Raw genomic sequence first — 17,901 nt, forward strand, 5'->3', positions numbered from 1 at the left:
AATCAATGAGAAGAAAAATGGAGGAAAATGTGTAATGACATTAGAGTTTTTCAATATCAAAAAAAGCTATAAAAATATTATGGCTGTGGAAGATATCAATTTACAATTCAAAGAAGGAATATATGGATTATTAGGAGAAAACGGAGCTGGAAAAACCACTTTGCTGAATATGATGGCTATTGCAGTAATATTTTCATTCATGCTAATAATGGGCACAGGAATTTTTGGACAACTTTTTGATAATGATATTTCAGGAAAAATAATAGATTTTTTTCCTGATAAGTTGTTCGGAGGAAATATTTTACTGAACCAGTATAATATATTGGAAGTATTGGATTGTAATATTGATTTTATTGCAATGTTATTATTTATTTATTTGATACTTACGGTATTGCTCTTATTAATGACATATAGAAAAAATCTTAATGTAAAGGAAATAAAGGTGCTCTGATTCCGAAAGGGGCAATACAGCCCCTTTTTTAGAGTCTATTCCAGACCATACTCTATTCTGCAACTCTTCTTATAGCATGCAATCCCGTACTTATGAATCGTTTGTATTCCATCCTGCCTGAGAATCTGAATATATCCTGCATCCTCAATCTGTTTCATGGCTTCGGCACATGCCTGATCATACCGTCCCTTTTCTGCATATTTAACTTCAATGATACACCCTGTTTTTGCCGACGGGATCTCCAGCCGGATGTCCGTATACCCTACTCCCGATTCCACATTCGATCTAACACTCCAACTGCCTTCGGCTTGCAACAGGCCTAATAACATACCATGGTAAAAGTTTTCTTTCATCTCTTTTTTGGCAAACGTATCCCGTATGCTGATAGAATCAGACATAAATTCATTAAATAATTCCTGCACGTCTTCCGCATCGCCTGACTTTATTGCCTCGCAAAATTTTTTCCATCTACCTGTGTCGCTTATAATCTTCTTTTTAAACCAGGAACGAATGCGTTTTTCATAAATCCCCAACACTTCCCTTTTCTATCACTTCTCCAGAAATCAATGCTTCTATCTGACTCTTTGTCGTTTCCGTTGCCGTCGCAAGAATATCCTGTATGATCGCATTACTGCTGCTGTTCTCCCAATGTGATTCCATTGGTGCCCCTTTCCACGCCCGCAGTTTATCACATTGGTTGATCACATCCCACGGACAATACACATCCACATGCCCAAAATGATATCCATCATACCACTCTTTGATTTTTGCAAAAGAATCTTCTACTCCATAATATGACAGCATATCCCGTACTTCATTGTCCGTAAACCCAAAATATTCCGCAAAGTCTACATCTGAAATTGTTCTTACTTTAAAATTATTAAGCCCTGTAAAGATACTTTCTTTTGCAATACGCAAACACCCCGTAATAACTGCAAAATATAACTTTTCATTCGTCTTAAACACCTGGCTGAACAGAGACCGGATGAGCCGCACCATCTCCGAATAAAAGCCATCCTGATATGCTTTATCCAACGGTACATCATATTCGTCTATCAAAACGATTGCCGGAATTTCATAATGCGCGAAAAGAAACTCCGTTAAAAGCCTCAGGCTATTTTGAAGATACACTGTTTTCCCAAAATCACCTCTCATCAGACATACCAGCTGCTCTTTTTCATACTCCATCAGTCTATTACTTTCCAGCAGAAATTTAAAACGCCTTGCTTCCTCACTGACCACACTTCCCAACATATCATACGCCGTCTGGTAATCCATTCCTTCCACATCTTTCAGGCTGATGAAAATCACCGGATACTTCCCCATATACTGCTCACAAAGTTCCGTTTCCTTTGATATTTCCATTCCGTCAAATAAAGATGGATCTGTCCCAATTTCAAAAAATGTCTTCAGCATATTCATATTTAGGCTCTTTCCAAACCGCCGTGGCCTTGTAAACAGATTTATACTTCCCCTCAAATCAATCAGATCACGGATAAATGCTGTTTTATCGACATAGTAAAAATTATCTCTTCTAAAATCTTTAAAATATTCAATTCCTATCGGAAGTTTTTTCTTTTTTTCCATACCAATTATGCCCTCTTTCATTTCACGATCCACACTCTTAATGACCTGTTTTGGCTGCCTTATGCTGTTGTTCATAGTATAACAATTCCAAGCCATTGATTCCAATCCAAAATGATTTTATGTTTACACGGATCAAGGGCTTTGCGTATGGTTTTATCAAGTTCCCGCCGCCGGGCATAGAGTCCATAATATCGGGTCATCTTGAAATGCTTTTCCGGGATGTGCTGGATCAGAAGTTGTATAAAATCCAACACGGGAAGCGTTTTTTCCACATAAGAGTCATCTTCATGAAGGATATATTGAATTTCTTCAAAATGCTCTGTGAATATTTTCTTTAAATCAATTATGCGTTTCCTCCATAGTCAAAGTGATCCGGGAGGCTTTCCGCTCGGCCCCGTCCTTTTCCATAGAGATCATTCCGTTTGCGGCTGCGGCCGGATCACCCGCAGAGGTTTTTATCACCGCAGAAAACTGATAGCATTCCGGTTCATCAGAAGATTTCGTAAGCTCCACTTCATCGACATGAATGTCGGAGTTCAAATCTTTGGCCAATGCAGCGCTTTTGTAAAACGTACGGCTCGCCGCAAGCGTTTCAATACATGCATCTGTCATGGAGTCCCCAAAACGTTCCAGAAAATACTCTCTCAGTCGGCCGTCGTCCTGGGTCAGTCCAATTTCTTCATTCGCCATGGCTTCTTCGGAAGACAGGGCGAATTCTGCGTCAAAATCCTCCGCCTGCTGCAGGGTGCAGGAGAGAAGCTGCTCCAGAGCAAGCTGCGGCCGTTGTTCCGTGCTGCTGTCGATCTTCCCGCTCTTTCCGCATCCGATTGCCGCGGCCGCCGCCGCAAGGGCCAGAACGCCCGTAAGAACATGGCGGAGTGGTTTTACAAAGTTTCTCTTTTCATCGGTTTTCCTCGAGTACATGTTTAAATGCAGCATATTTAAGTTTAACATATGGGTCTCCTTTCCGCCGTATTGAAAACGGCAATTTTTCCAAATGGATGAGTCAGTTGAAGGCTCTTTAGAGCATCCAACCGTACAGGTTGCAATTGTTTGTTGATTCTATTTTACTCCATCCGGCCGGCCGATACAATGCCTTTTGCGTGAATGCAGTGTTTTCCTGTTTCAATGGAAAATCTGTTCCTGTTCATTTTATAAAATAACTGTAAATACCACAAAAACCTGTTGAAAACATAGAACATATGTGCTAAAATCGGTTACAGTTCACCGAATATCCGGTGAACTGCAGCCTGAACTCTTGCAGGTATTGATAAATAGGAGAATCAATATGGGTGATCATTATATGGAAGACTGGATTGGTATAGAGGCGGCATCGAAGTACCTGGATGTGACCAAGGATACAGTCAGGAATTGGATAAAGAAGACGGATATTCCGGCGCACAAGATCGGAAAGCTATGGAAGTTTAAGAGAATAGAATTAGACGCCTGGGTAAAGAGCGGGCACAGCGCGATTGATTGACGATATGAACGGATAGGCCGGATGAGGGGAACATATGAGTATTGAAAAACTGAAGCAGCTTACAGCAAAGTATAAAAAAAGTATGAATTATTATCACGATTCAAAGAATGCGTACAATGAGACGGAATGCCGGGATGAGTATATCAGCCCGCTGTTGGAGTGCTTCGGTTGGGATGTGCATAACCAGAAGGGAAAGCTGCCGCAGTACAAGGAAGTCATTGTAGAGCGGTTTTCCAGCAGCGCGGAGAGACCGGACTACACATTGACCCTGAACGGCGTATCCAAGATATTCGTTGAGGCAAAGAAGCCCGGAGTCGATATAACGGCCGACCGGGAGCCGGCTATGCAGACCAGAAAATACGGCTGGAATGCCAACCATGCCCTGGCGGTTTTGACGAATTTTGAGGATCTTCTCATCTACGATACAACCAACCGGCCCGAGGAGGGGGATGACGCGAATACCTCCTTATACCGTAAGTACCATTTTGAAGACTACGTGGCCAAATACCAGGAAATCGCGGACCTGATTTCCAGAGACACCGTATATTCGGGACGATATGACGAGATCGTGAAGACCGATTTTCAGAGCGACAACCGGTTCAGCACGAAGATCGACGAGACATTCCTAAAGCAGATCAATCAATGGCGTCTGGAAATCGGCCGGTACTTGTATGAAAATAAAGCGGATTACAGGGATATCCATGTCCTCAACGATACGGTGCAGGACTTTATCAACCAGATTATTTTCCTGAGAATATGCGAGGACAGGAAGCTGCCCTTATACATGAGATTATATGAGACCGCGGAGGATCAGGCGGATTTGCAGGAAGTGCTGACCGCTGTTTTCCGGGATGCGGACAAAAGATACAATTCCGGACTGTTCAAAAATGAAAGCCCCATTTTTGACCTGAACTGCGGGATGATCTATGATATGATAGAATCACTGTATTATCCGAAAACCCCGTATATGTTCACGATCATCGAACCGGGGATTTTAGGAAAAATATACGAATCCTTTTTGACAGAGAGCCTTGTGCTGGAGGACGGCAGAATCGCATTGGCTCACAAAAAGGAATACATATACAAATCCGTAGTCAGCACCCCGTTGGAAATCGTAAAATACATGGTAAAGAATACATTGGAGCCATTGTGCCGGGGAAAGTCCCCAAAAGAGATCCTGCATGTGAAAATCGCAGACATTGCATGCGGTTCCGGCGTATTTTTGGAAGAGGCGTACCAATACCTGGTTGACTATTGTACGCAGTGGTATGTACAGAACGACCCGGCCCATTTATTCACGATAGACAATGGGGCCGTAAAGCTGCCGCTGTCTGACAAAAAAGAACTCCTGACAAACTGCATTTACGGCGTTGACATTGATATCCATGCGGTGGAAGTCAGCAAATTTTCTCTTTTACTGAAGCTGATCGAGGATGAAACCGAGCCTTCTGTAAAGGACAACCAGCCGATTCTGCCGGAATTAGATGAAAATATAAAATGCGGAAATTCTTTGGTGTCCAGAGACGATGTGGAAGGAATGGACATTTCATCCGACGACCTGATCAGAACCGCGCCCTTCGACTGGGAGAGCATCAACGGCGGAGAACCCTTTGACGTCGTGATCGGAAACCCGCCGTATGTTAAGACAGAAGATATCAAAAAGCTGCACACGGCGGCAGAGACCGCGGTTTATAAAAAGTACGAAAGTTCCTACAAACAGTATGACAAGTACTACCTGTTCCTGGAAAAAGCAATGGGGCTGATCAAGGAAAACGGGCTGGTCTGTTATATTGTTCCAAATAAATTTCTGCATACAGAGTCGGCGGAGAAGATCCGCCTGATGCTCAAAGACAGGATCTCCAGGCTGGACGATTTCGGAGCCGCGCAGTTGTTCCGGGATAAGACGGTCTACAGCTCCATTGTGACCATCAAAGGGGCCGGGACAGAGCAGTTATCCTATAGTGTAGTACACAGTGCGGCGGAGTTGTGGAACGGGGAATCCGAACCGGATCATTTCATCCCGAAGAAGCAGCTTAACTGTATGCCCTGGAAGGGCTCTGAGGATGCCGCCGACGGCTCGCCCTGGTTTCTCTGTGAGGATACCGGGTATGTCGATATGCTCAGCCGCGCAGGGGAGAAGATCGTACCTCTGTCCGAGATCGCGGATATCTACAATGGCATCCAGACCAGCGCCGAAAAGATCTACAAGATCGAAGGAAAGAATATTCTGTCCGATGACGCGGCTTACGTGACGTTTCGAAGCGGGGAAAAGCAATACCGGATCGAAAAGGGAGTGGTAAGGCCCTACTTCAAGCCTTCCAGAAGTGAGCAGGGGGCGTTGAATACATACAGCAGCATCCATCAGGTGAAGATGAATTATAATATTTTTCCATATGACCATAAGGGCAATTTTATTACAAAGGACATGATGGAACATCAATACCCCTGTGCGTGGCAGTATCTGCTGGAGCATAAGGCGAAGCTGCTCCCAAAATCACTGGGCGGAAGCAGGGACGTGCAGCCGCCGGTCTCCTGTGAAGATGAATGGTACCGCTATGGGAGAAGCCAGGCAATCACAAGCCTGAACAATAAGGACAAAATCATTGTAGGCGTGAACCGCAGCAAGGGCAATCCCCTCTATCTGCTGGATCAGGACAACTATCTGATCGCGTCCGGCGGAACGGCGGGCTACGTGGGAATCTCCTTAAAGGACGGCAGCGAATATCAGTTGGAATACATACATGCGTGGCTGTCCCATCCGTGGACAGACTTATATCTGCAGTTGATCGGCAGCGACTTTGAAGGCGGATTTATCGCCCGTGGAACCTATACATTGCCGATGGTTCCGTTTATTAAGATCGATTTTACAGACGAAAAGCAAAAGGCTTTGTATGATAATGTCGTGTCCGGTACACGGAAGATCCGCCAGCTCAATGAGGATCTGATGCATAAGGCAGACAAGGCCGCGCGGAATGTATTGGAACAGGAAAAAAGCAGGCTGATAAAAAATCTGGAAGGAATGATAACGAAGGTTTATCAGCAGAAATTTTAGGTGATCATATGAAATTAAAGGCAGATAGTTCTGCGCGGAAACTGAGGGGGGCCTATTATACTCCGCTGCCGCTGGCAGAGATGATGGTAAAGCTGTTTGCGGACAATCCGGAATATAAACGCGTTTTGGAGCCGAGCTGCGGTGACGGCGTATTTCTGGAGGCGCTCATCAGTACAGACAAAATTTCCAAATGCAGGAAGATAGAAGCTGTCGAGATTGACGGCATGGAGGCCCAAAAGGCCGGGGAAAAAGCGGCGTCCTATAAGAATGTGGAAGTCATCCGCAGCGATTTCTTTGACTTTTATGAACAGAAAAAGGACTGTGCCCAATATGATCTGATTCTGGGAAATCCGCCCTATATCAGGTATCAGTACCTGGAAGACAACCAGCGGGAGCTGATGTCCGGCATTTTGACATCCCAGGGCATGAAGGCGAATAAGCTGGTCAATACCTGGGTTGGCTTTATTGTTTCATGTGTCAACCTGTTAAGCGAACACGGAAAAATAGCATTTGTGATTCCTGCGGAGATCATGCAGGTGGCTTATGCGGAAGATCTCAGGCTGTTTTTGGCGGATCATCTTTCCAAGATTACGCTCCTTACATTTAAAGAGCTGGTTTTTCCGGATATAGAACAGGAGATCGTAGTGTTTATCGGGGAAAAGGGGGAGGAGGAAAAGGGAATCCGCATTGCGGAGCTTAATAATCTGGATGACCTGAAAACATATGACATCGAAAAAAACGATTTCCAGAAATTGCAGCATGTTCATGAAAAATGGACAAAGTATTTTACGGATCTGGAAGAAAATATGCTTGTGAAAAGGATCAGGGAGGATCACAGGTTTCAAAAGCTGTCGGATATGGCGCTGATCAATATCGGTATTACGACAGGCAACAACAAATACTTTTCCGTAACTCACGGCCAGGTTGTGCAGTACGCTCTGCAGGACGTGGTAAGGCCGCTGATCGGACGAAGCTCCCATGCGAACAGCGTTTACTTCAAAAAGGAGGACTGGCTGAAAAATGTAAAAGAAAACCGGGCCGCGTACCTGATCGATTTTCCGGATATTGCGTATGCAAAATACCCGAAGAAGCATAAGGAATATATCAAAGAGGGAGAAAAAAACGGCGAGAACAAAGGGTATAAATGTTCCATCCGGGAACGATGGTACCGCGTTCCGTCGATCTGGGTTCCGGACGCCTTTTTTCTGAGAAGAAATAATCTGTACCCAAAATTCGTACTAAACCAGTGCGACGCGGTTTCCACGGATACCATGCACCGAATCAAATTTCATGACGGAATTGAGCCGGAACGGGCGATTCTTTCATATTACAACAGCATTTCCTTCGCATTTACCGAGCTTTGCGGAAGAAGCTACGGAGGGGGCGTGCTGGAAGTCCTTCCGGGCGAGATGGGGGAGATCCTCGTCCCAAAGCTGGATTCGGTTCCCATGGAACGGGTAAGGGAATTGCTGAAGCAGGTGGATTTGATCATAAGGAACAACGGCGACATTGAGGAGGCGCTGGATCTCGTGGACGCGCAGATCCTGGTTGCGGAACTCGGATTTGAGCCGGATGTGTGCGCAGATATCAGATGTATATGGAAGAAGCTGCAGAGAAGAAGACTGAACAGAGGATAAAAAGAAAGGATACCTGAAAAAAAGAAAGGGATGCCTGAAACCGCTGCCCAAACGGCACAGCGCCGTGCAGCGGGAGTGCACGGCGCGTGTGAATACGACCTTTAGCAGCATTTCAGCGTACGGTAATTCTCTTTATTTTCATAGTCTTTGCCTATACCGTCATCCTCATACAGCGTATATTCTGCCCCCGGATATCCAAGCATGGTCAGATGCTTTGTATCCAGCGCTTCCACATACTCTGCGGACTCTGCCAGCGGGATGCATTTTCCGCTGCGGATGAACAGCGGCACTTCGTTCAGTGCGATTTCCACATAATGATGTCCCTTCGGGAGGGTTTCTTCGGAGACAGATCCGTCGGGCAGGAACTTCACAAACTTCATCTCCTCCGGCAGGTATACATAACGTCCCCGGGCATTCTGTGTGTAGACCGGCGCGATCATGACCTCATTGCCAAGCATCATCTGATCTTCCACCTGCACGGCCATGGAATCCTCCGGATATGCGAACGCCAGCGGTTTGAAATACAGGTCGTCATTCAGCGCAGCCTTCATATACTCGCTGTACAGATAGGGAATCAGCCGGTAGCGCACGCCTACCACATGGCGGAAGTCGTCCAGGTTTTCAAACTGATAGCATTCCTGATCCCGTGTCCCCGCTGCGGCATGATCCCGCATCAGCGGAGTAAATACGCCCAATGCCAGCCAGCGCAGCAGCAGATCCCTTGTGGCATCCGCTCCGAATCCGCCCAGATCCGCGCCGGTATACAAAAATCCGCACATGTTCAGAGAAGGCAGCATTTTCAGGTTCAGCAGGATGTGTGACCACCAGGACTTGTTGTCGCCCATCCAGATGCCGCCGTAGCGGTGCATTCCGATATAGGAGGAACGGGAGAACATCAGGAAACGTTTCTCCGGATCGATCCGCTCAAATGCCTCGCCTGCCGCGCGGGTCATATTATACCCAAACAGGTTATGTACCTTGTCATGGCGGATACGCTCACCGTTTACCGTATGATAAAAGCGGCGGTAATCCTCTTTGCTGTTTGCCAATGCATTGATCTTTCCCATCAGCGGCCAGATGGAAGCACCGGCATTTTCTGTTTCGGCGCTGTCGTTGGTATCGGATGTGGGGGCAACAGCCAATGTGCCTGCGTTTATCCCGCTGTTGTAGTTTTCATTTTCCAGAAACTGCTTCAGCATTCCTTTGAGTTCGTCGATGCCTTCCGGAGAGTAGAAGATGGCAGGCTCGTTCATGTCGTTCCAGAAGCCTTCGATCCCCTGATCTGTCAGAACCCGGTATTTATCCCCGAACCAGGCGCGTGCCTCGGCATTGAGCACATCCGGAAAATGGGTATTTCCCGGCCAGACCGCGGCCACAAAGTCGCTTCCGTCCTCGCGCTGGCAGAAGTAGCGGTTTTTAACCCCTTCCTCGTACACATCGTAGCCGTCCTCCACCTTGACGCCCGCGTCAATGATGGGGATCAGCCGGAGATTGCGGTCCTTCATTTCCCGGACAAATTCCGCAAAATCCGGGAAGTTTTCCTCGTGCAGTGTGAAATCCTTAAAATCCTGCATATAGTCGATGTCCATGTAGACCATATCCAGCGGGATCTTGTTTTCACGATAACCGTCCGCTACTTTGCGGAAATCCTCCTTCGTCTTGTAACCCCAACGGCTCTGTCCGAAGCCGAAGGCGTATTTCGGCGGAATGTAGCTTCTGCCGATGATCTTCCGGAACTGCTTTACAATATCATAGGGCGAATCCCCTTCAATGACAAACAGGTTTAGATCCGCATCTGCGCAGGACACCTGCAGCGTATCCATCTTTGTATATCCGATGTCAAATGTCATGGCAGAGGGATAGTCGAAGAACAGCCCGAAGGTCTCACGGCCGTATATCACGATAAAATTGTGGGCTCCATACAGGGAACGCTTGTCCTCTGTGTGGTTTGGATCATCCGTACAGTCGCTGATATAGCAGTAGCCCCGCTTGTTCAGCCCCCGGTTGGCCTCGCCGAGCCCGTATACGATATCCGTTTCTTCCATAATATAAGTAAAACAAAATCCCTTTTCGGTATCGATTTTGCCGTAAGCCGGTGTACCTTCCCCGGCGGGAACCTCCGTTACCACGGCTTCAGTTGAAAATGGTTTTCCATACACATACTTCTGAATCATCACGCATCCTCCTGGTAAAATAGTGTAGTCTATATAATAACTGCATTATAATATACCTTTTTTAAAAATACTTACACTATTTTATGAGAAAACTACGAAATTATGACTTTTTTGATGCGCGTAAGGAGTATTTTTCTAATGTTTTTATAGGCAATGAATAAAAATTATGATATGATGTAATTGTTTGATGCGATTCACAGTCAGATAAAAAATGTCAGAAGGATGAGAGTAAAAAAGAGATGAATCAGAGAGAAATGAATCGAAAGGAACCTTCCTTTTACAGACAATTTTTTTCGCTATACATTGCTCTGGTGCTGCAGAATGTGGTGACGCTGAGCGTCAACCTGACAGACAATGTGATGCTGGGGGCGTACAGCGAGACCTCCCTTGCAGGGGTGGCGGCGGCAAACCAGATCCAGTTCGTGTACCAGATGCTGCTGGCTGCGTTCGGGGAGGGCATGGTGATCCTTGGAAGCCAGTATTGGGGAAAACAGCAGACAAAGCCTATGAAAAAAATCGCGGCCATGATGATGCAGCACGGACTGGCGGTCATGGCGGTGCTGTTTGTGCTGATCAGCCTGCTTCCGGAATGGGCAATCGGGCTGTTTACCACGGACGGGCCTATCATTGCGGAAGGGGCAGGATATCTTCGGCTGATCCGGTTTACATATCTGTTCTTTGCGGTGACCCAGCTTTTGCTGGCCGTACTGCGGAGCATGCAGATCGTGAAGATCGCGCTGTACCTGTCGGCTATGACATTTTTTGTCAACTGCGGGATCAACTATGTGCTGATCTTCGGAAAGTTCGGGATGCCTGAGATGGGGACTGCGGGAGCGGCGGTGGGGACGTTGACTGCCCGCGTTCTGGAGACTGCCGTGCTGATTTTTTATATTGCCAAAACAGAAAAAAGCCTTTGCCTGCGGGTGCGGGATTTCTTCCAGTTTGACCGGCTGCTCTGGAAGGATTACATGAAAGTGACGCTGCCGATTTTGGTGACAAACGGACTGTGGGGCGTGAACACGGCGCTGCAGACCGCCATCCTGGGACATATGACCGCGGCGGCAATCGCGGCAAACAGCGCCGCTTCCAATCTCTTCCTCCTGGTAAAATCCACGGCTGTCGGCGCGGCTTCGGCTGCAGGCGTGGTGATCGGAAAGGTGATCGGCGGCGGGGATATGGAGCAGGTGAAGCGGTATGCCAGACGGCTGCAGAAAGTATTTCTCGGAATCGGGATCTGCTCCGGGATCGCGCTGTTTTTCCTGCGGATTCCGGTGCTCGCCCTGTACGACCTGCGCCCGGAGACCAAAGCCATGGCAAATACATTTCTCATGATCCTGAGCGCCGTGGATGTAGGGATGTCCTACCAGATGCCCACCAATACGGGAATCATCCGGGGCGGCGGGGACGTCATGTTCGTGGTGAAGATGGATTTGATCAGCATCTGGATGATCGTGCTGCCGCTGTCATTTTTTATGGCATTCGTGGTGAAGGCGTCTCCGGCGGTGGTGGTGTGGTGCCTCAACGCGGATCAGTTCTTTAAGTGCGTGCCGGCCTTTGTGCGGTGCAATTCATGGAAATGGATACGGAAGCTGACGAGGGAGTAGGATATTGCTTGCTCCCGGGCCGTACACTCCCGGAGCAGCAGGGATAATCTGTAATTTTAACATTTTATCTTGTGCTTCTCCGGATAGATGTGCTAGAATAAGAAAAAGCATATTTTCTAAAAGTTCCATTATTTCGGAAATTCAAATTCCGTTATATCTTAGACATATCAATACAAGGGATTCATCCCCTGTCCTTTCAGAAAATTCGTGCTTTTATCCAGATAAGCAGGAGGTTTTCTGAAAAGGTAACAGAAGATCTCCTGAAAAAAACAGAATAAGGAGGTTTTCTATGGAGCCGAAGAAAAAAGAAACCGATGCGACTTACTGGCATTCTGCATTTTATGCCGGTATTCAGATTGAACTGGAAGATGAAGCGGACAATCTGGTATTTGAAAATGAGCATCAACTGAGTACACAGCCAATGGAAATTGATGTACTGATCATTAAAAAAGAGACGGACAGACCTGTAAAGAAAAATATCGGGAGGATATTCAAAAAGTATAACATTATCGAGTATAAAAGCCCGGATGATTCTCTAAGCGTAGATGATTTTTATAAAGTATATGGATATACATGCTTTTATAAATCTGATGTCCGGTATGTAGACAGTATTTCCGCGGAGGAATTGACCATCACATTCGTATCGGAAAAGTATCCGCGGAAGATGATCGAGCATTTGAAGAAGGTCAAAAATTATAAGATCGCAGAGAAGGAAAAAGGAATCTATTATGTAAATGGAGATTTGATTCCGATCCAAATCCTGATCACGCAAAGATTATCTGAAGAAGAAAATCTTTGGCTGAAAAGCCTTACTAATAAGCTGAAAGAAAATATAACAGCCGAAAAGCTGATTGAAAACTACATGGACCATAAGGACAGCAGTCTGCACCGGTCGATTATAGAGACAATCATGCGCGCAAATCAGAAATTATTCGAGGAGGTAAATGGTATGAGCGATATTTTTATGGAAATCGTACAGGAGAAGTTTGACCGTAAGCTCAAGGAAGAAGTGGAAAAGGCTACGGAAAAAGCCGTAAACAAAGCGGTACAAGAGGCGGTGCAAGAGGCGGTAAAAGAGGCAGTAAAAGAAACTACAGTAAAAAATACAGTAAAAACAAAACTAACCGAACGTATTTCTTTAATCCAGAAAAAATGTGCCAAAAACAAGCCGCTTTCTGTTATCGCTGAAGAGTTAGAAACCAATGTGGATGAACTTTCTTGCCTCTACGATATCATTTCTAAGAATCCTGAAAAAACGACGGACGAAATCTACCAGATGGTGTCCAGCTGAAAATAGTACTCATTCTGAAATCAGAGCATCTGAGCCAACCGGTTCAGGTGCTTTCTTTTGAATTTCTTTAGAATATCCCTATTGACAAAACATATTATACAGAATATAATATAAACAAATAAAATATATAACTCAAAAAGATATATATTTTAAATATACACATAGAAAGGACTGATATCATGACATTTCCGTTGAATGCCCCTATGTTCGACCTGCTTGTCCTATCGGTCATCGCGGAGTCTGACGCCTACGGCTACCAGATCAGCCAGATCATCAAGCGGGCGGCCAATACCAAGGACTCCACGCTCTACCCGGTGCTGAGGCGCCTGCAGGAGCAGCATTTCCTGGAGACCTACGACGAGCAGTTCCAGGGTCGGAACCGGAAGTATTATACCATCACGGATTCCGGCAGATATTATCAGGAAGAGCTGTCAAAGGAATGGGACCGTTACAAGACGATCATCGACGACATCGTGAAGGGAGGAATTGAAAAATGACCAGAGGGGATTATATGACGATACTTTCCCACAACCTGCGGCATCTGCCGAAGGAAGACTACGACAGGGCCATGGAATATTTTGAAGAGTACTTTAATGAAGCCGGCCCGGCACATGAACAGGACGCGATTCAGGATCTGGGCGCGCCCGAGGATGCTTCCCGGGAGCTGATCATGAACCTGGCGGAGAAGAACATCGGGGAGCAGCCGAAGACTGTCCGGCACGGTGTCCATGCGGTCTGGGTGGGAATCCTGGGCGTGTGCGCCGCACCCATTGCGCTTCCGCTGCTGCTGGCATTAGTCTGCGTGATCTTCGCGCTGGTGATCACCCTGTTTGCCGTACTGGGAAGCCTTGCCCTGGCGGCGGTGTGCGTGGCGGCAGGCGGAGTGGTGGGACTGATAGGCGGATTTGTCCTGACATTCCGTGCATTTGCAGACGGGATTGCGACCATCGGGATGAGCCTCCTCACACTGGGGATTGGGATTCTGTTTGTATACGGTTCCTTCCGCCTGTGCCGCTGGGCATTGGGAAAGGTATCGCAATCTTTGGGAAATATCACAAAAGGAGGACGCAGACATGAAAATAAACACTAAAAAGCTGATCATGGCATCCCTCGTTTTGATCGCCGCCGGTGCGGTTCTGATGGGAGTCGGGTATCTGTTCGGCGGACGGGCAGGAGTCGCGTTTTCACGAGAGGGTGTGATTTCCCCTTATGGCGATCAGGACGCATATATGATGAAAAAAACAAAGATCGATCCTTTTTCCGACGCGGAGATCAAGATCGAATCCTATGCGGACATCCGTATCCGGCCCTCCGGGGATGACCATTTCTATGCAGAATACAAACTGGACGGTTATTACAGCGAGCCGGTCTGCCAGGTCAGGGATGATATGCTGGTTGTGACACATACGGGCAAGCCGCGGCAGTACGGGATGATGGTGAATTATTTCTCTTTCGGAGTTCAGAATGAACTGCAAAATGCAGGTCTGACCCTGTATATCCCGAAAGGGGAGGAGATGGGCCGTCTGGATGTGCGGAATGATTCGGGAGATCTTTCCATAGAAGGAATCGCCTTTGAGGACGGGAAGCTGAAGGTCAGCTATGGCGGCACGGAACTTCGGAACGTAAGCTTCCAGGATCTGGAGCTGGACATGGAATCCGGCAATCTGGATATGGAAGACGTGACTGCGGAGAATCTGGTGCTGAAAAATGAGTATGGAAATGTTACAATGAAAAAGACGTCTTTCCAAAAGGTGGAGGCAGAGCTGGAATCCGGCAGACTTCGGGCAGACGATTTTACCTGCGGTACCCTGTCGGCACAGGTGGATTACGGGGATATTGACCTGGACGACGCTTCTTTGGAGACGGCAGAGTTTGTGCTGGAAACCGGGAACCTGGACCTGAATGCCGGAAAGCTCACGGACATGACCTGTAAAAACGATTACGGCAATGTGAATATCCGTCTACCGGAGGATGTTTCCGAATATTCCATCAATGCCCGCAGTGAATATGGCAGCATCAACCTTCCCGACAGCGCTTCGGGCCATTGGTTCACGGAAGACGATGAGTCGGTGTATGTGTCGAAGGGAAAAACGAAGGGCACCATCACGGTTAAAGTGGAATCAGGTGATATTGATATCAGGTAATATGGACATCAGGCAATATGGACATCAGCTAATATGGATATGAGGGAATAAAAACATACAATGGAATTTCACGAGGTTACAGCCGGATCAGGAACTGTAACCTCATTTTTTAATACGGCAGATCCGGTGAGGCAGATAGTGACCTTATCCGATAAAGGGACAGGAACAAGAATCGCGAAAAATCTCAAATTTTAATTGACGTTGAACAGGTATTTCACTTATAATATATATGTTATCCATCTTTTGATGGGATGAACGATTTTAAAAGAACTATATAACATACATGTCTGGTAAAACGGATGTCACTATTCTATATGAAGGAAAGAGAGAGGCTGCATAATGAAACAGTTTTTTGGAATGAGCCAGCACGGAGACCTGAAGGAAGCGGTCCGCGGGGTGAGCAGGCCGCAGTTTATCATGCTGCTCTCGAACGGGGATCAGTTCGAGGCGCATGTAAAGGAGCTGGAAGCGCTTTTCCCGGGCGTGCCCAGTATCGGATGTATCGGCATGAGCTATGATACCAGGGTGGTTGAAAAAGGCGTCGGCGTCATCGCATTTTCCGAAGGAGTCAGTGCCGCGGCAAATGTACTCGAAGAAGTATCGGTCATGCCGGTAAAATACATCGACCGGCTGGAGCAGGATGTGAAGTCGGTCAACGGCACCGAGCGCGATACGGTCTGCATTGATTTCTGCACCGGCAACGATGCCTGCGTACTGACCACGATCTACAGCGTCTTAAAGCGCAGAAATATTTCACTGGTGGGCGGAACCGGCGACGCGGGCAAGGTCTCTGCCAACGGAAGAGTCTATGAAGACGCCGTGGTCTATGGGATCATCAAAAACCAGAACGGCAGGGTTAAAGCATATAAGGAAAATATCTATCACCAGATGCAGAACCACCGCTTTATCGCCTCCGGGACAGATAAGGCAAAATACATACTGGGAACCCTCAACGGCCGTCCGGCCAGACAGGTTTACCAGGACATCCTCAAGATCTCGGAGCAGGAGATCACCACACAGACGTTCAAGAACCCCTTTGGAAAGCTGAACGGGGACGACACCTGTATCGTATCGATCAAGGAGGTGCAGGGCGACGCGCTCTGCTGCTTCAGGCAGGTCAACGACTCGGACGTCCTGCTGCTGCTGGAACTGGGGGATTACAGGGCCATTGTAAAAAATACAATCGGCAAGATCAAACACGACTTTCCAAATATTTCAGCCGTATTTTCCGTGAACTGCCTGTTCCGGTATCTGCTGTTCACCCAGGAACATTATATGCAGGAATATCTGAACGAGATGAGCGTATTGGGCAGACATGCAGGTCTGGTAGGATATGGAGAGCATTATAACAACCGGTTCGTAAACCAGTCCATGACCTGCGTTGTATTTGAATAGGAGGGAAAAATAATATGGCATTTTGGAAAAAGAACAGGCAGGATACGAAGATGCCTGTACACGATAAAAGCCTGAATCCGGTTCTGCACGTGATGAAGACTCTGAAAGACTATCACTCGGAGCTGGTGAAGAAGGAGGTAGACTCTCTGTGGGAGCTGGACCGGATCGGCAGTTCCTTCGGCCACGTACTCTCAGAGGCGGAGGGCTTTCAGGGCCGTCTGCAGGAGTTCGGGCAGAATTTCATGAGCATTGAACAGGTGTCCAGCGAATTTTCGGAAGTGAAGGAGAGCATTTCACAGTCCGTAATCAGCGCCCAGGGCGGCGTGGAGGAGTTAAAGACCAGTTCCATGCAGGTGGATTCTTATTTTAAAGAAATGGAGACCACGTTTGAAAATCTGCAGACCGCAGTGGAGAAGATCAAGCGGTGTACGGATAAGATCGTCTCCATCGCAGAGCAGACCAACCTTCTGGCCCTCAATGCCTCCATCGAGGCTGCCCGTGCCGGCGAGCAGGGAAAAGGCTTTGCGGTGGTTGCGGTGGAAGTCAAGAAGCTGGCGGACGAGATCAAGGAGCTGACCGGCGAGGTGGATTCCGGCATCCAGGATGTGGAGCAGGGAACAGAGCACCTCAATGTGAATATCAATGCGTCGCAGCAGGCATTGGGAGAGAGCCTGGACAAAGTCAACGAGACCTATGACATGTTTGACAAGATCACCCAGTCTGCGGAGGGCGCTACAGCCGTACATAACGAGATCTCAAATGTCATCAATGAATCCAAGGGCGCGCTGGATATGCTGTGCGGATTCTTTGAACAGATCAAGAACCTGAACCAGGATGTAATGAAGCATATCCGGCAGGCAGGAAGGCTCGGAACTACCAAGAGCGCCATGTTCGAGGACATCGACAACATGATGGCCCAGATCCCGCCGATCATAAATGAATACACCTCCGAGGAAAAATAAGCAAGGCGGCAGCTTTGTTGTATAAAGGGGCAGAGGGGAAATAATCGGATTTCCCCTCTGCCCCTTTCTCATGCAGTCCGATACAGGTCTGTCCGGTCCGCGGCCGTTTAAAGCTCCCGGCCTG

General features: G+C 47.3%; 13 protein-coding genes and 2 pseudogenes. 11 read left to right on the forward strand and 4 right to left on the reverse strand.

Features of this window, described 5'->3' with window-relative positions:
* Window positions 1-34 precede the first annotated feature (34 nt).
* Window positions 35-451, forward strand: coding sequence for an AAA family ATPase (locus EBB54_RS25525; protein WP_125129518.1), 417 nt, complete (start codon window positions 35-37; stop codon window positions 449-451).
* Window positions 452-486: 35 nt separating this feature from the next.
* Here the strand turns inward: EBB54_RS25525 and EBB54_RS25530 are convergent.
* The 3 genes and pseudogenes from EBB54_RS25530 to EBB54_RS25540 all read right to left on the reverse strand — a co-directional run bounded on the left by EBB54_RS25530 (window position 487) and on the right by EBB54_RS25540 (window position 2,992).
* Window positions 487-2,038: pseudogene (locus EBB54_RS25530) on the reverse strand (AAA family ATPase).
* 74 nt (window positions 2,039-2,112) lie between these two features.
* Window positions 2,113-2,337, reverse strand: a pseudogene (locus tag EBB54_RS32375) (transposase); the annotation flags it as partial.
* 40 nt (window positions 2,338-2,377) lie between these two features.
* Window positions 2,378-2,992, reverse strand: a complete 615-nt coding sequence (locus EBB54_RS25540; RefSeq protein ID WP_125129519.1) for a hypothetical protein — start codon at window positions 2,990-2,992, stop codon at window positions 2,378-2,380.
* 334 nt (window positions 2,993-3,326) lie between these two features.
* Between EBB54_RS25540 and EBB54_RS25545 the strand changes: the two genes are divergently transcribed.
* From EBB54_RS25545 to EBB54_RS25555, 3 genes are read left to right on the forward strand one after another with little or no spacing between them, the layout of a single operon-like run.
* The gene (locus EBB54_RS25545; protein WP_004082070.1) at window positions 3,327-3,518 is read left to right on the forward strand and encodes a helix-turn-helix domain-containing protein; all 192 of its coding nucleotides are present in this window, start codon (window positions 3,327-3,329) and stop codon (window positions 3,516-3,518) included.
* Between the two features lie 34 nt (window positions 3,519-3,552).
* Window positions 3,553-6,570 (forward strand): Eco57I restriction-modification methylase domain-containing protein, encoded by a 3,018-nt coding sequence (locus tag EBB54_RS25550; protein WP_125129520.1) that lies wholly within the window; start codon window positions 3,553-3,555, stop codon window positions 6,568-6,570.
* A gap of 8 nt (window positions 6,571-6,578) precedes the next feature.
* On the forward strand, window positions 6,579-8,207 hold the full coding sequence (locus tag EBB54_RS25555; protein ID WP_125129521.1) for an Eco57I restriction-modification methylase domain-containing protein: 1,629 nt from the start codon (window positions 6,579-6,581) through the stop codon (window positions 8,205-8,207).
* 101 nt (window positions 8,208-8,308) lie between these two features.
* Here EBB54_RS25555 and EBB54_RS25560 read toward each other — a convergent pair whose 3' ends face one another.
* The gene (locus tag EBB54_RS25560) at window positions 8,309-10,381 is read right to left on the reverse strand and encodes a TIM-barrel domain-containing protein (protein ID WP_125129522.1); all 2,073 of its coding nucleotides are present in this window, start codon (window positions 10,379-10,381) and stop codon (window positions 8,309-8,311) included.
* A 239-nt stretch (window positions 10,382-10,620) separates the two neighbouring features.
* Here EBB54_RS25560 and EBB54_RS25565 point away from each other — a divergent pair, with 239 nt between their 5' ends.
* From EBB54_RS25565 to EBB54_RS25595, 7 genes are all read left to right on the forward strand, one after another.
* Window positions 10,621-11,985, forward strand: coding sequence for an MATE family efflux transporter (locus EBB54_RS25565; protein WP_125129523.1), 1,365 nt, complete (start codon window positions 10,621-10,623; stop codon window positions 11,983-11,985).
* A gap of 289 nt (window positions 11,986-12,274) precedes the next feature.
* Complete coding sequence (locus EBB54_RS25570) at window positions 12,275-13,276, forward strand: HK97 gp10 family phage protein (RefSeq protein WP_125129524.1); 1,002 nt, start codon at window positions 12,275-12,277, stop codon at window positions 13,274-13,276.
* 179 nt (window positions 13,277-13,455) lie between these two features.
* Complete coding sequence (locus tag EBB54_RS25575) at window positions 13,456-13,773, forward strand: PadR family transcriptional regulator (protein ID WP_004082081.1); 318 nt, start codon at window positions 13,456-13,458, stop codon at window positions 13,771-13,773.
* Entirely contained in the window at window positions 13,770-14,366 is a 597-nt protein-coding gene (locus EBB54_RS25580) for a DUF1700 domain-containing protein (RefSeq protein WP_125129525.1), read from the forward strand. The genes EBB54_RS25575 and EBB54_RS25580 overlap by 4 nt, the downstream gene beginning before the upstream one ends.
* A complete protein-coding gene (locus EBB54_RS25585; RefSeq protein WP_125129526.1) occupies window positions 14,350-15,420 on the forward strand; it encodes a DUF4097 family beta strand repeat-containing protein in 1,071 nt (356 codons plus the stop codon). Before EBB54_RS25580 ends, EBB54_RS25585 begins: the two co-directional genes overlap by 17 nt.
* Before the next feature lie 339 nt (window positions 15,421-15,759).
* Window positions 15,760-16,815, forward strand: a complete 1,056-nt coding sequence (locus EBB54_RS25590) for an FIST signal transduction protein (RefSeq protein WP_125129527.1) — start codon at window positions 15,760-15,762, stop codon at window positions 16,813-16,815.
* Window positions 16,816-16,829: 14 nt separating this feature from the next.
* Complete coding sequence (locus tag EBB54_RS25595; protein WP_125129528.1) at window positions 16,830-17,777, forward strand: methyl-accepting chemotaxis protein; 948 nt, start codon at window positions 16,830-16,832, stop codon at window positions 17,775-17,777.
* The last annotated feature ends 124 nt before the right edge of the window (window positions 17,778-17,901 follow it).

The sequence above is a fragment of the Schaedlerella arabinosiphila genome, from assembly GCF_003885045.1.
Classification (GTDB): Bacteria; Bacillota; Clostridia; order Lachnospirales; family Lachnospiraceae; genus Schaedlerella; species Schaedlerella arabinosiphila.